Below are 21,078 nucleotides of genomic sequence, written 5' to 3' on the forward strand. Positions count from 1 at the left end.
TTTGAAGAAAAAATCGATAATAGGAGGTTAATGAAAATGTCAGGAAACAGAGCTGTTGTCTACAGTAAGCCAGGTAGTGTAGAGGTTAGAAATACGGAATATCCAGATTTGGTGCTTAAGGATGGCCCAGGCGTCAATCCATTGAATGTGGGCCGCAAATGTGAGCATGGCGTTATTCTTAAAGTCGTGACAACTAATATTTGCGGTAGTGACCAACACATGGTTAGAGGTAGAACGACTGCACCATCAGGCCTCATTTTAGGTCATGAAATTACTGGTGAGGTTATTGAGGTTGGACGCGATGTGGAATTTATTAAAAAGGGAGATCTCGTCTCCGTTCCTTTCAATATTGCCTGCGGTCGTTGTCGGAGCTGTAAAGAACGGAATACAAACGTATGTCTAAATGTCAATCCGGATCGTCCAGGTTCCGCATATGGTTATGTCGATATGGGCGGTTGGGTTGGAGGACAATCGGAATATGTGATGGTGCCATATGCAGATTTCCAATTATTGAAGTTTCCGAATAAAGAGCAAGCGATGGAGAAAATCCTTGATCTAACGATGCTTTCTGATATTTTCCCAACGGGTTATCATGGTGCTGTTAGTGCAGGTGTGCGTCCTGGATCAACCGTATATGTTGCCGGCGCGGGTCCAGTAGGTCTTGCAGCGGCTCACTCTGCTCAGTTACTGGGAGCGGCCGTTGTTATTGTCGGAGATTTAAATGCGGAACGTCTTGCTCAGGCGAAAAGTTTTGGTTGTGAAACGGTCAATCTACGTGAAAATGGTGACTTAGCTGGGCAAATCGATCAAATATTGGGCTCACCTGAAGTGGATTCAGCTATTGATTGCGTAGGTTTTGAAGCTCATGGACATGGGAAATCTCATGGTGAAGCGCCAGCTACCGTGCTGAATTCAATTATGGAAGTAACACGCGCAGGAGGAAGCTTGGGAATTCCAGGGCTTTATGTGACTGGCGATCCAGGTGCTATTGACGAAGATTCAAAAATAGGTACACTAAAAATTCGTTTCGGACTGGGTTGGGCAAAATCCCATACCTTCGTTACAGGTCAGACACCTGTCATGAAATACCATAGAGATTTGATGATGGCTATTCTTAGCGGCAAAGCACAAATTGCTAAAGCTGTAAATGCAACACTTATTTCATTGAATGATGCTCCCAAAGCCTATCAAGATTTTGATCGAGGCGTTTCGCGGAAATTTGTTATTGATCCACATGCCCTTGTTAAATAATTGGATGAGAGTTTGTTCATTTTATTCCTCTAAATGATGATAATTGAAAATAATAAAAGAGCCATTGCTAACTCACATGTTAGGCAATGGCTCTCTTGCCTTACTATTAAATCTGTCTGTTTTAAATTACACCGTATTGCATGGAATTGTTGTTTTCTTGTCATCATTGATTAGGACATGTTACACTATTCTGAGCTAATCATCAGGAGGCATGCAGACGATGAAATTCTTAGAAGATGTAGAATTACATGAAATCCCCTATCGCTTTAGCTATCGCAAGATAACGACTGAGAATTATAAAGGATTCTACCATTGCCATCAGGGGATGGAATTTTTATATGTGCATCAAGGCACTGGGCAAATTGTGGTGAATAGCAAAGTCTACACGATTCAGTCTGGCACCTTCCTCTACCTGCAACCATATCAATTACATCACATTCAAGTTGAAGTTCGTCCGGATGCCCCATTCGAACGAACGATTATCTCCTTAGAGCCCTCTATATTTGAACCCTATTTCGCTTCATTTCCACACTTGAATGCTTATTTTCAGCATTTATGGAAAAAGGAACTCGAAGAGCAGGTGCTCCAGCAAATTGATAATAATAGCTTTATCAACCAATTATTTCAGCATCATCATGCAGGGTTTTCCAAATATCAGCACGATGCCAAACAGCAAAATTTCGCTTTACTCCTGCTGCAGATTTTTCAATTTCTCTATGCAAAAGGATTTGGAAATCCAATTGAAAATGGAAATGGATTTAATCCACAAAGACAGCTTCGTTATTCTGAAAAAATCATGAATTGGCTAGAGGGGCATTATTCAGAAGAAATTTCACTCGATACGTTAGCGGATCATCTGCATATATCCAAATATTATGTTTCACGTATCTTTAAACAAGAAACCGGCGCTACGTTGATGGATTATATTCTCGCGAGACGAATCAGACAAGCCTGTCTATTTTTAATAACTAGCAACAAAGGGATTGAGCAGATCAGCATTGAGGTGGGAATGAACAATTTCCCATATTTCTGCCAGGCTTTCAAAAAGCTTGTAGGCACGACACCGATGAAATATAGAAAAAAACTACAACAGCATGAATGATTTACAAGCGATGGGAAAATTGTTGTACAAGCTGCTAATCTGAGGATCACACGGAACGAGGATCCGCTATTTCGGCAATTATGCCGTTGCAAGTCCGATGAGCGGAACGTGGGTACGCTATTTTGGCTTTTTACCGATTTTACACCTCGAAAACGAGAAATAGCGGATCCTCGTTCCGCTAAAACGTGATATACGTGTTTTTGAGCAAAATAAGGCATCTACGTTCCGCTAAAATCTGGTGATGTCGGATTCGGGTTGAATTTCGGATGCAGATAGAAGAACTAAGGTGCGGCTTGCCTAAAATTGGGCATGAGATGAGATATTGTAGAAAGTTGAGTGCGAGGGCAGGTAGATAATCAAGAATATGTTCACAGGTGAGTAAACATTAATTATTTGGTTACTTGGCAGAAGGAGCGGCTTTGGAGAATCGACACAAAATGGACGTTTGAGCGGTTTACGGTTTGGTGACTGGTTGGACTGGGCTCATCAGCAAAACTCCACCAATGAGAAAACCTCTATCGTGGCCATTCAAAGATGGGTGACTACATAAGAAAGCGGTTTTCGGGAACCGAAAATTTATGTGGTTAAAAAAGAGCTGCCTACGCAGCTCTTCCCTCTAAAAAATCAACTTATAAATCTTCGACTCTGCCGGTTCCAAGCGAACGCTTATGTCTCCTGACGTCTGAAGGGCGGTTTCCTCCCAGATATCACGCAGCTCATACGTCGCATTATGGGGCAGACCCAAACGCTCAATGGATATACGTTTCTCAACCGTTTCATCTTTATTATAGTTAAACACGGCTATAAAGCAGTCTTCATCTGCCATTTGGAAAAAAACATCATCAGAAGCCGCACCGGTATTTCCCTCAAGCGGAATAAAACTTTTTCCTGTCTTTGCAATTTTTAGCAGCTCCGGCCGGGTCAACCAGTCCTCCGCCCTCGTTCTTGCTTCCTCTTTGCGAAAATCGTCCCCCATGAGAAGTACCGTTCCGGCAATAAGGGAAGCATTTAGACGACTCCTACCTTCCTGCGCCATCGTAGGTTCTTGGTTAAAGCTCTTATATAGCACCGTATGGTCAGGATCGTTGAACGGATAAAGGGTCCCATTCATCCACCAACCATAAGTGAGTGAATTTAACATGTACTCCGTATCTTGCAGTGTACCGAAAGCATCACAAGAGATGCGCCTGCTATGGGCGTATTGATGTGGAAACATCGGCGCGATGGACAAATTGATAAAGAATGGACGTCCGATAACCATGGGATCAAGCCTAGTCTTGATCAACGCCATGCCAAGGTTGTACGCTTGAAGCCCTGTACGCACTTCCTTATCGTAGTGCATGCCTTCCAAAGCTCCGTGTCCAAGGAAGTCGAGTTTAATGTACTCGAAGCCCCACCCAACAAAACGTTCAAGATGCCACTCCGTCCGCATCAGATTCCCAGGGTGCGTAGGATCAATCGCAAGTCCACCGTCCAATTCAGGTAAAATTTGCCCCTGCCCATCACGCAGCAGAAGATCTCGGTACGTATACTTGCCGTCCGTGCCTTCCACGACTCGGTCGAAATCGTTCCCCCAGAAGGCAAAGGGTGTCCAATAAATGCCGGGCTTTTGTCCATTGTCACGAACGTGACGCACGGCGTCTTCGAGCTGCTGCTGCGTTAAATTCGTCCAGAAGGAATCAAAGTTTATGTAGACCGTCCCCTGATGATGAAACCCTCCATCGTACAAGCTCTTTAAGAAGTCCGACGTATGGATGTAAAGCTCGTAGTTGAGTTCTCCCCCTGCCGCTGACCAGCTATTCCATCCGAAAGGAACACCGTGTTCCCATTGAAGAGGTGGAGCTATCACAGCATTGGCCTTTCCGTATTCCTCCAGTCCGGTTCTGTAATCCGCATACATGCCCACAAAGATACGCGGTGATGTAATCGTTTTGCCAATCAGCGTACCATGCGGAATGGTATCGCGCGTATACTCGCCTGCGGCTCCACCGTAAACCTCCAGATGATGAATAGCCGCTCCTTCATGACCAACTACTCTCAGACCGGTTTTCCAAGTATCATGGGTAACTGAACCAACAACTAGCCCTTTTCTCGATGCAGGTTCGAAAATTGCCGTTACCTCATAGCTTTCCAGCTGGTTCGGCATGGCAGTTGATTCGTAACGTACCCACTTGTCGTTATCGAAAGGCACCAACAGCGCGCGCAGTTCCTCTGCTGCCATTTCCAAAGAGATCGCGGATGATCCCATAGCTGCATCCACCGTCACTGGAGAAATGTAGTTTGTCTCCAATGCTTCCGATACACCCTCCAGCTCAACCTGAACGAAAAAGTAGGGCGCTTTTTCATATAGCCAAAACGTCTGCGTAATGACCGGAAGCGACTCAGCCGAATGAATCACAGAGAACCGGCAGCCAGTGCCGAAATCATCGCGGATCATTTGAGCGCCGCTACCAGCTAGCTTGTGTTCCGAATAATCGGTCGAAGCAACGTATTTCTCTTCGATCCGCGCTGCGCTGTAAGCGCCGCTCAAGCGACCGCCGGTGAACCATTCGTAATCGGTTAATCCGCTCGCCAGATCGACAATAATTCGGCATAACCCATTTTCTCCAACCACTTGCCCGTTCAACTCTTGAAAGATCACCGTATTGGATGTCATCATTAACCCGCTCCTTTCATGCCTTTTAAATGAAGAAGGAAGCCGGAACAGTGCCTCGGCTTCCTGATCTGCATCCTCTCTTATTTCCAAAGATCCATGCGTTTCTTGTAGTTGTCGTTAATGATTTTCTCCACTTTCTCATCGCCAGCTGCCTTCATATCGGCAAGCATTTTATCGAATAGAGCGGCTGCATCCGTCTCGGTCTTGGAGATGATGACTTTCGTAATCGTTTGGCTCATAATATCTGAAATCTTCTGGCTGACAAGCGCATCCGGGGTGCCGCCGGCAGGGCCGAGATTATCATAAGCCGATGTTTCCCACACCGTATCGGACAAGTTCTTCAGTGCCATCTGGTCGATCTCGCCACGCTGGTAACGGCCCGGCAAATCATACGGCGTACCATCGGAGCCTTTACCGTTCTTCACGAACCAAGTCCATTTGCGAATACCTGTTTTCTTCGCGAAGTTATCCCAATCGTCTTTAAAGCCTTGAAGAACTTCCGGACGCGGTGTATGCTTGCCGTCCTTCATATCCCAGTGCACACCCTCTATCCCCCACATGAGAAGGTATTGGCCTTCTTCACTAGCCAGGAAGTCAATGAGTTTCATCGTTCTTTCTGGGTTTTTATTCGTCTTTGTGATCGCTATCGCATCCCAACCGAGCGAGCTTTTTGGCCCTAATGTTGTTTTTGCCGGGTCAACGCCAGGTCCCACAAGCTTGTACGGGTAGAGCTGCTTTTCAGGTCCGCCTGCTTTCTTAAGCACACCGTTAGGCGTACCGAAATCCCAATAAGCGCCTGGCGATGCAAATACGAGTCCGTTAGAAATCTTTTGCTCCCACGTTTGCTTCTTGTTGACTGGCCATTCAGGATCAATCAATCCTTGGCGGTACAGCTTATTCAAGTACATCAGCATGTCCTTATATATCGGGTCCTTTACATCGTACTTCAGTGTCCCATTATCTTCATAGTATGTCTTCATCCCCCACATGCCTTTAAACGTTCCAAGCACAGCGCCCATATTTTCACCGTTGAAGCTCATCGGGAATACGTCTTTGCCGTCCACTTTGCCAAGCTTTGTTTTGAAATCCTTCAGCAGCGCTTCAAATTCATCTGCCGTGAACGGCTTTCCGCCCTCAGCTTTGTCCGGAGCAATCTGTTTAAGCCAATCCTTGCGCATATTCATGCCGAATACAGGCTCATTCTCCGAGCCGTACCAGTTAGAAAGGTAGTAATTTTTCCCGTCGGTAAACCGTGTCTTTTTCAAAGTGTCCCCATACATTTTGTTCACGTTGGGACCGTATTTCGTAATCAAATCATCCAGCGGAATAATCGCCCCTGCAGCGATGTACTTGCTGACGATATCTCCTCCGCGGTCCATTAGCACAACATCCGGCAGATCGCTGCTAGCGAGCATCAGATTCAGTTTTTCTGAAGGATTGCCCGTAGGCTGCTGGATTTCGATCGTAACGCCCGTCCGTTTCGTAATTTCCTTGGCAACTTCGTTCGTAAAGGCATCACCTGTATTTTTATCAAAGAACGTCATTTTAATCGGTGTCGTATCGTTTGCTTTGTTATCGGTTGCAACGGCTGGCTTATCGCTTGGCGAAGCCGTATTTTCTTTTGTAGAGCAACCAGCGATGACAGAACCCATAAGGACCGTTGAAAGCAGCACGTTGAACGTTTTCCTGGTCTTGAACATGGAATAAAATCCCCCTTGACTAATTGTATTGGAAACATCTGATTACCTTGCTTAATAGGATACCGTCCTATCCTCTGCGGATTGCGCTCCGAACCACCGCCTTTCAAGAATGAGAAAGCTGGATTAGGCTTTGACTGCTCCCACGGTCATGCCTTTGACAAAATACTTTTGCAAGAACGGATACACGATGACAATAGGCACCGTTGCCACGATCGTTGCAGCCATGCGTATCGAATCCGACGATACGGCAAGGCGTTTGGCCGAATCCGCCATCTGCTGCGCATCCGACACCATAGAAGACGTCTGATACTGATTCAAAATTTTGACGAGAACAGCCTGCAGCGTCTTCAGTTCAGGCTTGTAGGTGAATACATAGGAATCGAACCAAGAATTCCAATGGCCTATCGCTACAAACAACCCTATCGTAGCAAGCACAGGAGTCGTCAGCGGCAACACGATCTTGACGAAAATTTGCAAATCGTTCGCGCCGTCTATCTTCGCAGATTCATCTAATTCCCCAGGAAGCTGCTGAATAAATGTACGTACCAAAATCATAAAAAACACATTCATAAGACCCGGCGCAATGTACACCCAGAAGGTGTCTATGAGGTGCAGGCTCTTTAAGATCATATAGTAGGGGATTAAGCCGCCGCCAAAGTACATCGTGAATATGAAGAAAAGTGTGATGAACTTCCCACCGACCAAGTCACGCTTGCTGAGCGGGTAAGAAAGCAGACTAATAACCAGAACAGCGAGAGGCGTGCCGATCAACGTACGTGCTAGAGTCACTTTGACCCCATTAATAATTTCCTGATCGCCTAAAATCTGCTTATAACTTGTTAAGGAAAACACCCTCGGCCAGAAATAAACGCCGCCCCGGATCGTATCCTCCGCACTGTTTAGAGACAGCACGAGAATGTTCCAGAAGGGGTAGAATGTTGCGATAAATACCAGAAGAAGGAACACATAAACGAACCAGGCGAAGACGATATCGCCACTCGATTTTGTTCTCATTCAGATCCACCCTTTCCTCTCTTTTCTTATTAGAACAAAGATTGCTGATTCATTCGCTTGGAGAGCGTATTGACGCTGACGACCAGGATAAAGGCAATGACCGATTTGAACAGCCCAACCGCAGCACCATAAGAGAACATGCCGTTCTGTAATCCGTATCGGTACGTATAGGTATCGATAACATCCGAATATTTCAAGATGGTGTTGTTTTGCAACAGATACTGTTGGTCGAACCCCGCGTTCAAGATACCTCCCACTGACAATATTGCCAGAATTACGATCGTTGGGCGTAAAGACGGAAGTGTGACGTGAAACATTTGGCGCAAGCGGCTGGCACCGTCAACTCTTGCTGCTTCATATAGTTCGGGATTAATAGCGGAAATTGCGGCCAAATACATGATTGCGTTAAATCCCATGTCTTTCCACATATTGGATATGGCAATAATCCCCCAGAAATAATGGCCGTTTTGGAAAAATTGCACCGGTTGCTCCGTGATGTTCATAAGCATCAGCAGCTTGTTGATCAGCCCTTGCGAGGATAACAGCGTTATGATGATGTTGGCCGCTATGACCCAGGATATAAAGTGAGGCAAATAGGATACCGTTTGTACCACTTTTTTGAATAAGCCGGTCTTCACCTCATTGATCATTAAGGCCAGCAGAATCGGCGCCGGAAATCCAACCAACAGCGATAAGACGCTTTGCGCAATCGTATTGCGCATGATGATAAAAAAATCACCGCTTGTAAAGAAGTACCGAAACCACTCGAAACCGACAAACTTGCTCGTAAAAAACTGGTGGAAAAAGGAACCACCGCCGGGCGAGTAATTGATGAATGCCATGTACAAGCCGAACATCGGACCATATGAAAATAAGATGGTAGAGATGAAGGCGGGCAGGATCATTAAGTATAAATATTTTTGTCCTTTCATCCTTCTGAGTCGCGCTTCCATATGTATAACCCGCCTTTTCCAGGCTGCGGCGGCTTGTGCCGCTCAGTCACAACCATAATCATTTTGTATATTCTCATTATAGGAATGAGTAGAAAACAATTCTATACAAGCATCTTCAGAATCATATTCCAAATGAACGATCCTTTGGCGAGGTCATTGTTTATTTGAGTTATACGTTTTACAATAAAATGAGTTATATCAGCGTTTGGAAAGGTGGGAGCGCTTTCAGTGTACAGCATACTGCTTGTAGACGATGAAAAAATGGAGCTCGAGATGCTCGCCGATTACGTTCGTTGGGGAGACATGGGCATTCGTGTCGCTGGAACGGCGAAGAACGGCAGAGAAGCGCTTCAGCGCATGGAAGAGCTTCGTCCTGATATCATATTAACAGACGTCCGTATGCCGATTATGGACGGACTGGAATTCAGCAGACGGGCCAAACAGATCAATCGCAATGTCCAGATCGCATTCCTAAGTGGCCACGATGAGTTTCACTATATTAAAACGGCACTGTCTGTGGAAGCGATCGGCTATTTATTAAAGCCTCTCGACATGGGGGAGCTCCAGCATTTAATGGAGAAAGTCAAACAGAAGTGCGAGGAATTCCGGATTTCCTCCCAAACCTCGGAAGTACTAAAGGAATCCTATCTGAGAGAGCTGATCTTTGAAAATAGTCCCACAGTAAGGTCCCAATGGATTGATAAATTGTTACTGCTGCCATCCATGATGCCTTCGAGCGGTTTTTATCAAATTTTATATATAACTGTTGACCCTATTACCAATTATGGTGTGCAGCACGTGACACTTATCCGCAATTTCGCGCAGGCGGAAATACCCCGTTCCTTTCTCTGTCAAATCAAGGAAGGAACTTTCGTACTTCTCTGTCACAAGCTTGATAACCCGACAATAGAGCTTTGCCATGCAGCGGAGCAGCTGATTCGGTCCGTAAGCGGCAGCAACGATGCCATCCTTTCAATCGGTGTATCGGACGTTGGTATGGGCCACGAAAGTCTATATGATTTATGTGCAGGTGCCAAACGAGCGAATGAAAGCAAATTTTATTTCGGCTTGGGATCGTGTACAAAGGCCGATCAAGCCGTCGAGCCGGTCTACAAAGAGGTGAACCCTGAGCCGATTATAGCATCCCTTTGTCATGCCATTTCTCACTTGCAGGAATCTGCAGCTATCACCGTGATTCAAGACTTCTTTGACTCAATGCGTACCTCGAAGGTCGACAGGGATCTGGTATGTTCAAGCTCCTTGCGCCTTATTACGGCCATTGAGCAGCATTTTGCCAATTTACTCGGGGGTGACTCCGTCAATTCTATGTACGTCGACGATTGGAAGCGTATAGCCAATTATTCAACCATCAATGAAATCGAAGCTCACATCCTGGTTGTTTGCCATTCCATCCTCTCCCTTATGAAGGAAAAGGATAAGGACAAGAATCTTCATATCATTCATCAAATCGCAAGTCTCATCGACCGCAGCTTCAGCAGACAATTGACAATTGAAGATATCGCTAAACAGGTGTATCTGTCACCAAATTACGTACGAACCATATTTAAGGATAAAACAGGAGAAACGATTTTGGAATATTTGACACGTGTGCGGATTCATCATGCTGCTGAACTGCTTAAAGACAAATCCAAAAAAATCCATGAGATTGCTGCATCCGTTGGTTACGAAAACGTCTCTTATTTTTGCTCTGTGTTTCAGAAGTTCAAAGGAACGACACCCAACGAATACCGGAAAAAACTTTTATGATACAAGGACGATTGCCCAAGCCACTCCGGTTTATAGTCAAAACGTTTCTTAATCTCAGTTTGCGCAGCAAGTTGTTCGCCGTCTTTTGCATCGTTTCGATCTTACCGTTATTGTTTTTCGTAAAATATTCCTATGACACGACCAAACGGGAGCTAACGACGCAAATCTATACCAATATGATTGCAACGACAGATCAACTTAACGCCAACTTGGAAACGAAGCTAGATTCCTATTCGAAAATATCCGCATCCATTTATTTGGATAGCACACTGCGTCTGCTCCTGACCAAAGATTACACTGAAGACAGTACAGAGTACTTGGATTCGTATATTTATTTCAATAATGTGATTAATAATGTACTGGCCACGAATCCCGACATTCGAGCTGTATCCATCCACACGAGCAATACGACATTTCCTGCGGACAGCGTATATATTAAGCGAATTGATGCTGCGACCAAAGCAACCAATTGGTACGAGTCGATCGCCCATTCTTACGGTAATGTGACATACAGCGTTTCCGCAACTACAGCTGTCACTGAACCCGTATTCAAGCTGGCTCGTTTGCTCAATAACAACAGCCTTAACTTTCCTTACGGTATTCTTACGTTCGATATTGCCGAAGCCGACATTTATCGGCTCATGGAAAAAGAAGATAAGCAAAAAGATATTTATATCGTCAACGAGAACGGCAATATCTTATCTAACCGCAATAAAGCGCTTCTGAACCAAAATATAGGCACATTGATCCCCGGTACTTTCGGCGATAACAACTCAGGAAGCTTCGACAGCCTGTACAATGGCGAGAAATCACTCGTCGTTTACAACACGATCAAGAATGGCTGGAAAACGATTTCTGTCATCCCATACAAAAGCTTTATTACCAACGCTCAAATCGCCTCCAAGCGAATTCTAATCATGGCTTTGAGCAGCATAGCTATCTCCGTTGTTTTGATTTATATAACAGCACGGTTCTTCACCAAACGGATCGAATCCCTGCTTCAGGTCATCCGACGGGTAGAACGGGAAGATTTTAATGTCAGTATGAAGTTTATGGGGCATGACGAAATAGGCCAGTTATCATTTGCATTCAAAAAAATGACAGGTCGCCTGAAAGAACTGATCAATGAGGTCTACAAGAAGGAAATTTCGAAGAAAGAAGCGGAAATGAACATGCTGCAAGCCCAAATCAATCCGCACTTTTTATATAATACGTTAGCGTCCATCTCAGCATTAGCCGTTAAACACAAAGATAACACGATCAGCGAAATGGTCTCTCACCTTGCCAAGTTTTACAGGATCTCCTTAAATAAAGGAAAAATGATAGTGCCCATCAGTGAAGAAATCAAACTCACCAAGTACTACATCGCCATCCAGCAACACAGGTTCGAGGGACTGCTTCGACTCCATTATGCGATTGACGACTCCGTGCTTGCTTATCAAACGGTCAAGCTGGCGTTACAGCCATTTGTCGAAAACGCCATCAATCATGCCGTTTGGGACGATGACGTGGGAATTAATATCATCATCAAGGTGTACAAAGATGATCGTGATATTTATCTGGAAGTGATCGACGACGGGATGGGCATGCGGACTGAAACACTGGAACGCGCTCTGAATAAAACCGACAACGTCTCGGGGTATGGGATTACCAATGTTGACCAGCGGATCAAATTAGCATTTGGCGACGAATACGGTGTTACGCTTTATAGTAAGTTCGGTATCGGGACGAAGGCGCAAATTCGTATTCCGCTGCACGGTATTAGTTCATAAGTTGATTAGAAAATATGGCTTAAATTGGGATCTAGATTGGATATTATAAGATACAACATTGATAACCCCAATGGCCTTTCTACCTTCACGAAGCTGCCGAACGAAGCCAATTGGGGAATCGCCTTACCCTAACCCAATAAAAATGTGTAACAAAGGGGCTCCAAGAGCCCCTTTTTCTTACGTCTATTTACTGACATTCTGGATGAGATAATCAATGTCAGCGATGAGAATCACAGAAAATTCTTTGCTGATCTTTTTGCCGGTTAAAGCTTCCACAAAGATGCGCAGCGCCTTTAGTTGGCGGACAGTCACTTCTTTATTGTTGCTGCGCACAATCGCTTCCACTTTGGCAAGCAATTCCTTCCCTTTGTCTGAAATCGTAATCGAACCGTTCGCAACACCGATGTTGATGAGATCAATGAAATGATTGGCATCTATCTGTACCTGAAGCGTATAAGTACTCGCCGTTACATTGCCGGCCAGATCCGTCCCGGTTACCTCGATCACATGGTTTCCAACGGCTAAAGCTGCAGGGGCAGCTATGATTGGATTGCCCATGATTTTCTTATCCAGTTGAACGGTGCTATTGCTTATGCCGCTTAGCGCATCCGTGATCTGAACAGGCAGGCTCAACGGATCTGTTTGCCAGATGGTTAATGGATCCGTTATTCGGACAACGGGTGCTGTGCGATCGATGCCTACAGTCACTTGCTTGGCATCCTCCACATTACCGGATCGATCCTTCGATCGATAATGAATGCTGTAAACGCCTTCCTCGGATAGCGTTACAGGTCCGTTGACCGTTACCCAATTTTCACCGTTCAGCTGATATTCAGTCAACTGGATGCCGGAGCCTCCCGGTTGATCCGCTGCGCTCAACGTCATCGTGATGTCTTTGTTGGTAAAGGCTCCAGTACCGCTGATCCCATCGAAGACCACGCTCGTCGTAGGAGGAATAGAATCAAGCTGAAGCTTAAACAGTTTAGACTCGGCGGGCTTCAGGGTTACGTTCAGCTTACCGCTCACCTTATCCTCGGCTCCCGTCCATAAATCCGTGCGCAGATAATGACTGATGCCACTCAATCCTGCACGGGCCAGATCGACAGACTTCGTCGAAGAGGTAGCTGCGCTGTAATTGAAGACAGCGACATAGTAAGTTCCATCGTCATTCAGAACGAACGTATCAGCCGCATTTGCTCCGGTGTTCCCTTCGACCGCTCGGAAAGCTTTTCCTAGTAAAGCGACTCGGTTGATTTCCTTGTTCGTCAATAACTCGTTCATGTAGGCTTGAGCGCTCTCATTACGAACGTCATCCGAATTCAAGAAGACCGTACCGGAAATAACGGCAGAATTTACTCTGCTGCGCGCTTCGTCCAAGGAACTTGCCCTAGACAACGACATATGATCAGGGTCGGTGTACGGGTAAATCGTACCATTCTGCCACCAACCATAGGTAAGCGCGTTCAACTCATATTCGGTTTCACTGATTTTACCGTACACATCGCAAGAGATTCGACGACTGTGTGCATATTGGCTGGGGAATAACGGCGCAATCGATTCGCTAATGAACATACTGCCGTCAATGACACTGTTCACGTAAGCCATCCCTTGATTATAAGCTTGAATACCAGTGGTCACGGTTGGCTCGGCATGCTTCCCTTCCAAAGAACCGTGTGTTAAGAAATCTAATTTGATATAAGTGAAACCTAAAGCCTTAAATTTCCCCAAAAAATAATCCATTCGTGCTTTCGTGCCCGGATGAGTCGGATCAAGCGCATAGGCGCCATCCAGAGTAGGCAAAACTTTCCCAGTGCTATCCTTTAATACAATGTCTCCGTACGTATATTGGTTGTTCGTACCCTCGACCGTCTGACTCATATTATTGCCCCAGTAAACGAAGGGTCCCCAATAAATACCGGCTTGCTGACCATTTTGACGGATTGTTGCCACTGCATTTTGCAACTGGGTATCCGATAAATTGTCCCAATAGGAGTCCAAGTTAATGTAGAGTGCGCCATTGTTGTTATAATTATTGTTTTGAAGGTGTGTCTTGAAGTAATTCGACGTATCTATCACATCTTGATAGGTGAGATTGCTGCCGTAGGCCCCCCAACTGTTCCAGCCTACCGGTACTTCTTGGGCAACAGAGCCTTGGAAGCTTAAAGGCGGGGTGAATACAGCGTTCGCACGTCCGTATTCCTCGAGACCAGAACGGTAATCCGCAAAATAGCCGACAAACACGGTTGGTGACTTTAATTCAGTACCTGAAATGTTTCCGTGAGGCTCGACATCGTGCGTTATGTTGGATGCTGCTCCGCCATACACCGTCAGGTTATTCAATTTATTATTAAACCCGTTCCAAGTAATACCCGTCTTCCATGTATCGTGAGTGACGGAGCCGATCACGAGACCATTTCGATTCGTGTTATCGTAAATAGCCGTTACTTCGTACCCAGTGTTCGCAGTGTTGATCGATTGGGCCTTATACCGAATCCAATTATCATTATCAAATGGGACAAATAGCGCTCTGTTATCCGCATAGCTTCCAATATCCACTCCGCCGCTATTGTTTACAACGATAGGAGCCATGTTATTCGTCGTCATGGATGAAGTATTAACCGCTTCTAACTGGGTAAGGAAGAAGCTCTTTCCTTCATACATGGTATAGATTTGATGCAGCGAAGGTTTACCGGGTGACTCGTTGATTACCGTAAACCGAAGCCCAGTACCGAAACCGTCATGAACCGGGACGATCGCAGCATCCGATAAGGTATGACTGGTATAACTCTTGCTAGTAACAAGTTCGCCCAATTGTAAGCTGCCGTATACACCTTTTACAATTTTGGCGTCCTTCCAGGAATAATCCGCCAGACCGCTGTCTGTATGATACGTAATGGTAGTCTCACCGTTCGAAAAAGTCGCGCCATACGTATAATGCGTTACGGTGATGGAACCGTACTGTTTCGACTCGACGGGCTCGCCAAGGCTGCCCCCAACGTTATCGTCTTCGCCAGGATTCGGTTCACTCTTCGGACCGACCACGATTTTATCCAAATCTGGGGAGTAGCCGTTGCCGTCAGCAAACTGGATCGTATTGCTCCCGGCCACTAAAGCTAAAGGAATGACGTACGTATTCACCGTGTTCCAGTCGGGTGTTTTCGGAAAATCGTACGTTTCAGCTTCTCCGCCGTTTACTCTCACTTGTACGGTACGAGGATCGCCGGATATATAAGAAACCGTTACTTGATAATTCCCGGTTGACCCCACCTCAACCCCATTAAATTGTAAGGAGCTGCCTTGATATATATTGCCGACTTTTTTACCTTCGGAACAGCTGCTGCAATTCGCAATGCTAGCTTTGCCAGCAAGTGTGTTAGCGGAAGACTCCGCTTCATAGGTAACGATTTTGGGCGACACTGCGATCCTATCGATATCAGGGGAGTATGCATTGCCGTCAGATAAAATGATCGTGTTGCTGCCCGCCGTTAAAGAAAGATCGACGTCAAACGTCCCTACTGTGTTCCAATTCGTCGTTTTCGGCAGATCATACAGCTCGGCTGTCCCTCCGTTAGCACTGACTTGCACGGATCTAGGATCGCCTGAAATATAGTACAGTTTCACCGTGTAAATACCAGGAGCATTCACTTGGATTTGATTGAATTGTAACGAGCTTCCTTGATACAAATCGCCGACTTTTTTGCCTCCTGAACACTTGCCGCAATTGGATACGGAAGCCTTACCATTAAGCATATTTACTGCTGACTCTGCCTCGTAATATTGTGCATATGCCGGCGGAGTCTCGCTTCCACCACCTCCTCCGGGATTTGGAGTTGCTGTGGGCGCGATTACGATCTTGTCAATGTCCGGCGAATACCAATTTCCGTCGTCGAACATGATTGTGTTCGTATCGGCATTTAATGGAAGCGTGACATCAAAAGTGCCGACCGTGTTCCAGTCAGCCGTTTTGGGAAAATCGTAATTTTCCGCATTCCCTCCATTTACACGGATGTTCACCGAACGAGGATCGCCGGATATGTAAGAAACCGACACCTTGTAGCTTCCAGCTTCGCTCACGGTAATTCCATTGAATTGCAGCGAGCTTCCTTGATAGAGGCCGCCTACCTTCTTTCCTCCCGAGCATACGGTGCATTCGGCCACTGACGCGTTACCGCTTAAAACATTAACCGGTGCTTCCGCTTCGTAGGTTTGACTTTCCGCATACGCTGTCTGAACGCCAATAGCGGCATTGGAAGGGACAGTCATAAACAAAAGCATGAACAAAGCTACCCATTTCGCAATCCTTTCTCGCATAAAATCTCTCCTTGTAAAATGTAATAACATTCATGTCCATTATAGGAATGAAATGAAAGAGATCTCTACACGATTATTTTCAGAAATATAACGATAATTAACGGTCTTTGTAATTCGCCAAGCAAAAGCAAGTGCAAATCAAACCTTTCGTTCGATTTTCAACAATTTACCATCAGCTAACCTGCCTGTTAGCCACACCTTTGACCAAGGAAAATCCTATGGCATATAATAAACGAATTTCAGGAAAGGTAGGTTGTTAACATGTATCAACCTCAACAAATGCCAGCAGGTCAACAATCCATGATTCAATCTGCACAACAAAATTACTTACAGCACGCAGCCTTGGCGGATCATTATGAACGACAAAGGATGATTAATGCCAGCAATTCTGTAGCGTATTATCGTTATGCGGAATTGCAGTATTTTCACAAATCAAGAGCTTATTTCTTCAAAGGTCAATTCTCAGCTACCAATGGATTGTGAATACTCTGCCTATCTATTAAAAACAAGGAGCAGCTGCAGTCTGCTCCTTGTTTGTTGTTGAAAAAAATAGCGTCTTATTGCTTGAAAGATCCTTATAAAATAGACTGAAAGGAATGCCGAATAACATCCCCCCTGCTTATTATTCCGACAAGAACGCCTTGGTGCAGTACAGGCAGTTTTTTAATTCGTTTTTTACCCAATATAGCAGCAATTTGCTCTATCTCCTCTTCTGAGTCTACGGTAAATACCTTCTTTCTGGCGATTTTCATCACATTCAAAGGAAGCAAGCTGCGCACTCTTTCGTGGAACTCTTCATTGTCTCCCTTGATGATTGCCGTGTAGAAATAAGAACCGAAGACATGGTCATCATGCTTGCCGATATAACGCATAATATCCCCATCGCTAAGGTAAGCAACCACTTCATTCCGATCGTTAACAACGGGAAGCCCACTGATTCGGTGCTTAATAAATTTTTCAATCACGACGCGTACCGTATCGCCTTCTTTTACCTTGTAGACTTGACGAACCATGATTTCATTTGCCTTAATGACGGTTCCCCTCCAGTTTTGTATGACGAAACTATATACTTGCATTATACAACTATATGATGTGATTGGTCTTTGGGAGATCAGCAAATTGGATCCATGTTAATTTGCTTTACATACTTTTATGTGTTAAGATGATCTTATAAACAGCTCTAACATAAATTCACATATTGAAAAAGTGATCATTTGTGTAATGGTACCTTTTTCAATGTGTGATTTTTTTGTTTAAAAAAACATGTTAAATAACTATTTGGAGGTAATTTATTATGGAAACAGGAACAGTAAAATGGTTTAACGCAGAGAAAGGCTTTGGCTTTATCGAAATGGAAGGCGGAAATGACGTATTCGTACATTTCTCCGCGATTCAAGGCGATGGTTTCAAATCACTGGACGAAGGGCAACGTGTAGAGTTTAATGTAGCTCAAGGCAACCGCGGACCTCAAGCCGAGAATGTTGTAAAACTGTAATAAACAAACAAAGTAAACTGTCCTTAACAAGTGTTAAGGGCAGTTTTTTTAATCTAAGGAGGAGTTAACTTTGTATTTTCGAAGAAAATCGTTAGAGGATCTCCCTCAGGAAAACACAAAAATCTGGGCTTGCAAGAAAGAAGGTTGTAAGGGCTGGATTCGGGACAATTTTGCGTTTGAGTACGTTCCAACTTGCCACCTGTGCCTTTCTCCCATGATTAGTAGCGTGAAGATGCTTCCTCTGCTTGCCAACTCCAATATAGATATGAAGTCCCTTAATAAAGGCAGACAGATCTCGTAGACTGGTGCCTATTGAAACATATCTTGTTTATACAAAAAAGCTGGTTCCTTTTGCGTACAGGAACCAGCCTTTTTCGTTGTTTTATGAGACCAATTTTCTTGCTGGTTATTCCACGTTATGATAAACCTGCTGCACATCCTCTAAATCTTCCAAAGCATCAATCAATTTATCGAATTGGGCTTGTCCTTCTTCCGATAAGGTGACGTTGTTTTGCGCTAACATTGTCAGTTCAGCAATGGCAAACTCCGTGATTCCAGCCTTTTTGAATGATTCTTGAACAGCATGGAACTGCTCCGGATCAGCGTAAACCATAACGATGTCATCTTCTTCAGCAATGTCACGAACGTCTACATCTGCTTCCAGCAAAATTTCCATGATGTCATCGATGCTCTTGTCTTCAATACCGATGACAGCGGTGGCATCGAACATATAAGCGACTGAGCCGTTTACACCCATATTACCGCCATTTTTACTAAATGCTGCACGTACGCTTGAAGCTGTACGGTTCACGTTATTCGTCAGTGCGTCCACGATGACCATCGCACCGTTTGGTCCGAAGCCCTCATAACGAAGCTCCTCATAAATTTCATCTGAGCTTCCTTTTGCTTTATCGATGGCGCGATCAATAATTGCTTTCGGCACATTATAGGTTTTTGCTCGTTCGAGTACAACTTTCAAAGCACGATTCGCTTCAGGGTCCGGTTCACCCTTCCGCGCTGCTACATAAATTTCTAGCCCGAACTTAGCGTAAATTCGACTTGTATTTGCATCTTTAGAAGCTTTCTTCTCTTTAATGTTATTCCACTTACGGCCCACGATTGATCCCACTTTCTATTTTTATTTCATTAACATAATAACCGATTTTCATTCAAAAAGGAAAAAAAATTGCATCATTATTCCCGTACCAACGTTTTTCATTGTTCGAAATCATTTATGAGCTAATCAGCACGGACGCGCGGGACGGTCTGCTGAGAAGTCGATTTCTGGATTCTCAGACTCTACCGACGAGCTTTGGCTCGCCAAACCATAAGGAAAGGGATATCCTCAACCGATTCCGTTCGGATTCGGAGGATAGCCCTCGAAGATGCATCCTTTAATGGTATACACCTGCAATTGGATAAAATATGAGTTCTGGTTATTCATACACCCTATAATTACACTTTGATATGTCCACGTACCCATTCACGTATTTGAAGAGCCACTTCATTTACCGCCGTTTTAGAAGTATCGACGGTCGGCATTGATGGTGTGTATGCTTTGTCAGCATTTTCAAGCAACCACTTTGCAAAGGATTTATGCTCTTCTATCATTTCCTCTGACCAATTCCTTGCACGTAATCGTAATTCACGGGTTTCATCATCACAATGTAAGTTCAAATAGTAAATATTCTTGAAGTAATGATAATCCTCACACTTTTCAACATCCCATGGCATCATTGTTCCACATATTATAGATATTCGACCACTTTCGGCTATATTTCTTGCAACACGAAGCCAAATATTTTGAATTTTGTTCCAGTCGTCTCCCACAAATGGATGAATGGAATCAATGTCGAAAATATCAACATCTGGTAATAATCCTCTCAGTTCCTTAACAACTGATGTCTTCCCTGCACCACTTGCACCTGTCACTATAAACAACGGTATTTTTCCGTACATGCATCTTCCCCCTTGAAAAGTTTTTGAATTATTTTCCACCATAGGAGAAAAACCAAATATTGTACAGTGAAAGTTTGAATTTAGCATGCTACCCTTATGCGAAAAAAGCAGCCGATCCTGGACGGCTGCCTTCTCGTAATTGATTACTTTCCTTACATTATCCTTAGCAACTTAACGCTCGACAGAAGTCTTTCACTTACATTTCATTCCACAATTTTCTTAAGTTATTCATACCTATCCGCGAACCGATTTCACAGTCTTCCATTCCTTCGAATTCTACAGTTACGTAGCCATCATAGCCCGTATTTTTGATCAGCTTTATGATTTCTCTGATCTCGATGTCTCCATGGCCGACGATTGCGCCCCTTAAATAATTTCCGTTTGTAGTTCGGAACCAATTACCTTCTCCTGGGTCTTGATAGTACGGTCTGAAATAAAAGTCTTTAAAATGGATTAAAGAAGCATAAGGTAAATTTTTACGCACGCCGACAAGTGGGGCTTCGTCCACGCACATAAAATTACCTACATCTAATGTCGTTTTAAAATTTGGGCGGTTCACTTCGGCTAGCACGCGCTGCACCCGGTCGCTCGCCTGCACGGAGAAACCGTGATTTTCAATCGTTGTCGTAATGCCGTAGTTTGCCGCATAGTCGGCAATAATTTGGCTTCCGCGAACGATGAGCGGTAAACTGTTTTCAAAGTATTCGATTGTCATTTTCTCTGGAGGCAGTGTAAAGGCAGTAACATCATGGCGCATATGCCTCATGCCCAATCGATGCACAAGATCAACGTGCTGCTTGACGCGGTCCATCTCCGCTTCGAATTCCTCCTCCGTCCCTTGCACGAAGTTAGCGGGTATTGAATAGTTCGACAAGTCAATGCCGAGCGATCTCGCCTTATCCCTGAGCGCATCCGCCAACTCCAGGTTATCTACAAGCGTATAGCCATACGGAACAAGCTCCAGATGCTCGCCTCCGTTGTCTTTCACCCACTGAACAACATCCAGAATAGTCATTTTTTCCGACTTCAACGCCTGCAGCAAACTATAAGAACTAAGCCCGATTTTCATCTTCATACCTCCAAGTATTCATCGATTAA

The 21,078-nt window shown here is 44.7% G+C and carries 16 protein-coding genes; 7 read left to right on the forward strand and 9 right to left on the reverse strand.

What is annotated here, in order from left to right:
- Positions 1–36 precede the first annotated feature (36 nt).
- Both fdhA and QFZ78_RS11565 read left to right on the forward strand, forming a co-directional pair.
- Positions 37–1,251: a formaldehyde dehydrogenase, glutathione-independent gene (gene fdhA, locus QFZ78_RS11560; RefSeq protein WP_307547568.1), complete on the forward strand. Its 1,215-nt coding sequence runs from the start codon at positions 37–39 to the stop codon at positions 1,249–1,251.
- A 220-nt stretch (positions 1,252–1,471) separates the two neighbouring features.
- A complete protein-coding gene (locus QFZ78_RS11565; protein WP_307547571.1) occupies positions 1,472–2,353 on the forward strand; it encodes an AraC family transcriptional regulator in 882 nt (293 codons plus the stop codon).
- Positions 2,354–2,969: 616 nt separating this feature from the next.
- On the opposite strand, the gene QFZ78_RS11570 is transcribed toward QFZ78_RS11565, so the two are convergent.
- The 4 genes from QFZ78_RS11570 to QFZ78_RS11585 form a co-directional block, all read right to left on the reverse strand.
- Positions 2,970–5,012 (reverse strand): alpha-galactosidase, encoded by a 2,043-nt coding sequence (locus QFZ78_RS11570; protein ID WP_307547573.1) that lies wholly within the window; start codon positions 5,010–5,012, stop codon positions 2,970–2,972.
- 77 nt (positions 5,013–5,089) lie between these two features.
- Entirely contained in the window at positions 5,090–6,709 is a 1,620-nt protein-coding gene (locus tag QFZ78_RS11575) for an extracellular solute-binding protein (RefSeq protein WP_307547575.1), read from the reverse strand.
- Positions 6,710–6,832: 123 nt separating this feature from the next.
- Entirely contained in the window at positions 6,833–7,723 is an 891-nt protein-coding gene (locus QFZ78_RS11580; protein WP_307547577.1) for a carbohydrate ABC transporter permease, read from the reverse strand.
- Between the two features lie 29 nt (positions 7,724–7,752).
- Positions 7,753–8,676, reverse strand: a complete 924-nt coding sequence (locus QFZ78_RS11585; RefSeq protein ID WP_307547578.1) for an ABC transporter permease — start codon at positions 8,674–8,676, stop codon at positions 7,753–7,755.
- Positions 8,677–8,904: 228 nt separating this feature from the next.
- Here QFZ78_RS11585 and QFZ78_RS11590 point away from each other — a divergent pair, with 228 nt between their 5' ends.
- Together QFZ78_RS11590 and QFZ78_RS11595 are read left to right on the forward strand one after the other, a co-directional pair.
- Entirely contained in the window at positions 8,905–10,443 is a 1,539-nt protein-coding gene (locus QFZ78_RS11590; RefSeq protein ID WP_307547580.1) for a response regulator transcription factor, read from the forward strand.
- On the forward strand, positions 10,440–12,215 hold the full coding sequence (locus QFZ78_RS11595; RefSeq protein ID WP_307547582.1) for a cache domain-containing sensor histidine kinase: 1,776 nt from the start codon (positions 10,440–10,442) through the stop codon (positions 12,213–12,215). Before QFZ78_RS11590 ends, QFZ78_RS11595 begins: the two co-directional genes overlap by 4 nt.
- Positions 12,216–12,398: 183 nt before the next feature.
- On the opposite strand, the gene QFZ78_RS11600 is transcribed toward QFZ78_RS11595, so the two are convergent.
- A complete protein-coding gene (locus QFZ78_RS11600; RefSeq protein ID WP_307547583.1) occupies positions 12,399–16,526 on the reverse strand; it encodes an OmpL47-type beta-barrel domain-containing protein in 4,128 nt (1,375 codons plus the stop codon).
- Between the two features lie 261 nt (positions 16,527–16,787).
- Between QFZ78_RS11600 and QFZ78_RS11605 the strand changes: the two genes are divergently transcribed.
- Positions 16,788–17,009 carry a hypothetical protein gene (locus QFZ78_RS11605; RefSeq protein WP_307547585.1) on the forward strand — a complete coding sequence of 74 codons (222 nt, stop codon included), beginning with the start codon at positions 16,788–16,790 and terminating at the stop codon, positions 17,007–17,009.
- Positions 17,010–17,101: 92 nt separating this feature from the next.
- Here the strand turns inward: QFZ78_RS11605 and QFZ78_RS11610 are convergent, their stop codons facing one another.
- The gene (locus QFZ78_RS11610) at positions 17,102–17,557 is read right to left on the reverse strand and encodes a CBS domain-containing protein (protein WP_373461113.1); all 456 of its coding nucleotides are present in this window, start codon (positions 17,555–17,557) and stop codon (positions 17,102–17,104) included.
- Positions 17,558–17,820: 263 nt separating this feature from the next.
- Between QFZ78_RS11610 and QFZ78_RS11615 the strand changes: the two genes are divergently transcribed.
- Positions 17,821–18,021, forward strand: a complete 201-nt coding sequence (locus tag QFZ78_RS11615) for a cold-shock protein (RefSeq protein ID WP_056625586.1) — start codon at positions 17,821–17,823, stop codon at positions 18,019–18,021.
- 70 nt (positions 18,022–18,091) lie between these two features.
- Positions 18,092–18,322, forward strand: coding sequence for a cold-shock protein (locus QFZ78_RS11620; protein WP_307547591.1), 231 nt, complete (start codon positions 18,092–18,094; stop codon positions 18,320–18,322).
- 105 nt (positions 18,323–18,427) lie between these two features.
- Here the strand turns inward: QFZ78_RS11620 and QFZ78_RS11625 are convergent, their stop codons facing one another.
- The 3 genes from QFZ78_RS11625 to QFZ78_RS11635 all read right to left on the reverse strand — a co-directional run bounded on the left by QFZ78_RS11625 (position 18,428) and on the right by QFZ78_RS11635 (position 21,049).
- Entirely contained in the window at positions 18,428–19,138 is a 711-nt protein-coding gene (locus tag QFZ78_RS11625; protein WP_307547592.1) for a YebC/PmpR family DNA-binding transcriptional regulator, read from the reverse strand.
- A gap of 338 nt (positions 19,139–19,476) precedes the next feature.
- A complete protein-coding gene (locus tag QFZ78_RS11630) occupies positions 19,477–19,980 on the reverse strand; it encodes an AAA family ATPase (protein WP_307547594.1) in 504 nt (167 codons plus the stop codon).
- 196 nt (positions 19,981–20,176) lie between these two features.
- Entirely contained in the window at positions 20,177–21,049 is an 873-nt protein-coding gene (locus QFZ78_RS11635; RefSeq protein ID WP_307547595.1) for a sugar phosphate isomerase/epimerase family protein, read from the reverse strand.
- Positions 21,050–21,078 lie beyond the last annotated feature (29 nt).

It is taken from the genome of Paenibacillus sp. V4I5 (genome assembly GCF_030817255.1).
Taxonomy (GTDB): Bacteria; Bacillota; Bacilli; order Paenibacillales; family NBRC-103111; genus Paenibacillus_E.

Coding starts and splice junctions, on each gene's coding strand:
- fdhA (WP_307547568.1), top strand. CDS start 37: ATGTCAGGAAACAGAGCTGTTGTCTACAGTAAGCCAGGTAGTGTAGAG.
- QFZ78_RS11565 (WP_307547571.1), top strand. CDS start 1,472: ATGAAATTCTTAGAAGATGTAGAATTACATGAAATCCCCTATCGCTTT.
- QFZ78_RS11570 (WP_307547573.1), bottom strand. CDS start 5,012: ATGATGACATCCAATACGGTGATCTTTCAAGAGTTGAACGGGCAAGTG.
- QFZ78_RS11575 (WP_307547575.1), bottom strand. CDS start 6,709: ATGTTCAAGACCAGGAAAACGTTCAACGTGCTGCTTTCAACGGTCCTT.
- QFZ78_RS11580 (WP_307547577.1), bottom strand. CDS start 7,723: ATGAGAACAAAATCGAGTGGCGATATCGTCTTCGCCTGGTTCGTTTAT.
- QFZ78_RS11585 (WP_307547578.1), bottom strand. CDS start 8,676: ATGGAAGCGCGACTCAGAAGGATGAAAGGACAAAAATATTTATACTTA.
- QFZ78_RS11595 (WP_307547582.1), top strand. CDS start 10,440: ATGATACAAGGACGATTGCCCAAGCCACTCCGGTTTATAGTCAAAACG.
- QFZ78_RS11600 (WP_307547583.1), bottom strand. CDS start 16,526: ATGCGAGAAAGGATTGCGAAATGGGTAGCTTTGTTCATGCTTTTGTTT.
- QFZ78_RS11605 (WP_307547585.1), top strand. CDS start 16,788: ATGTATCAACCTCAACAAATGCCAGCAGGTCAACAATCCATGATTCAA.
- QFZ78_RS11615 (WP_056625586.1), top strand. CDS start 17,821: ATGGAAACAGGAACAGTAAAATGGTTTAACGCAGAGAAAGGCTTTGGC.
- QFZ78_RS11630 (WP_307547594.1), bottom strand. CDS start 19,980: ATGTACGGAAAAATACCGTTGTTTATAGTGACAGGTGCAAGTGGTGCA.
- QFZ78_RS11635 (WP_307547595.1), bottom strand. CDS start 21,049: ATGAAAATCGGGCTTAGTTCTTATAGTTTGCTGCAGGCGTTGAAGTCG.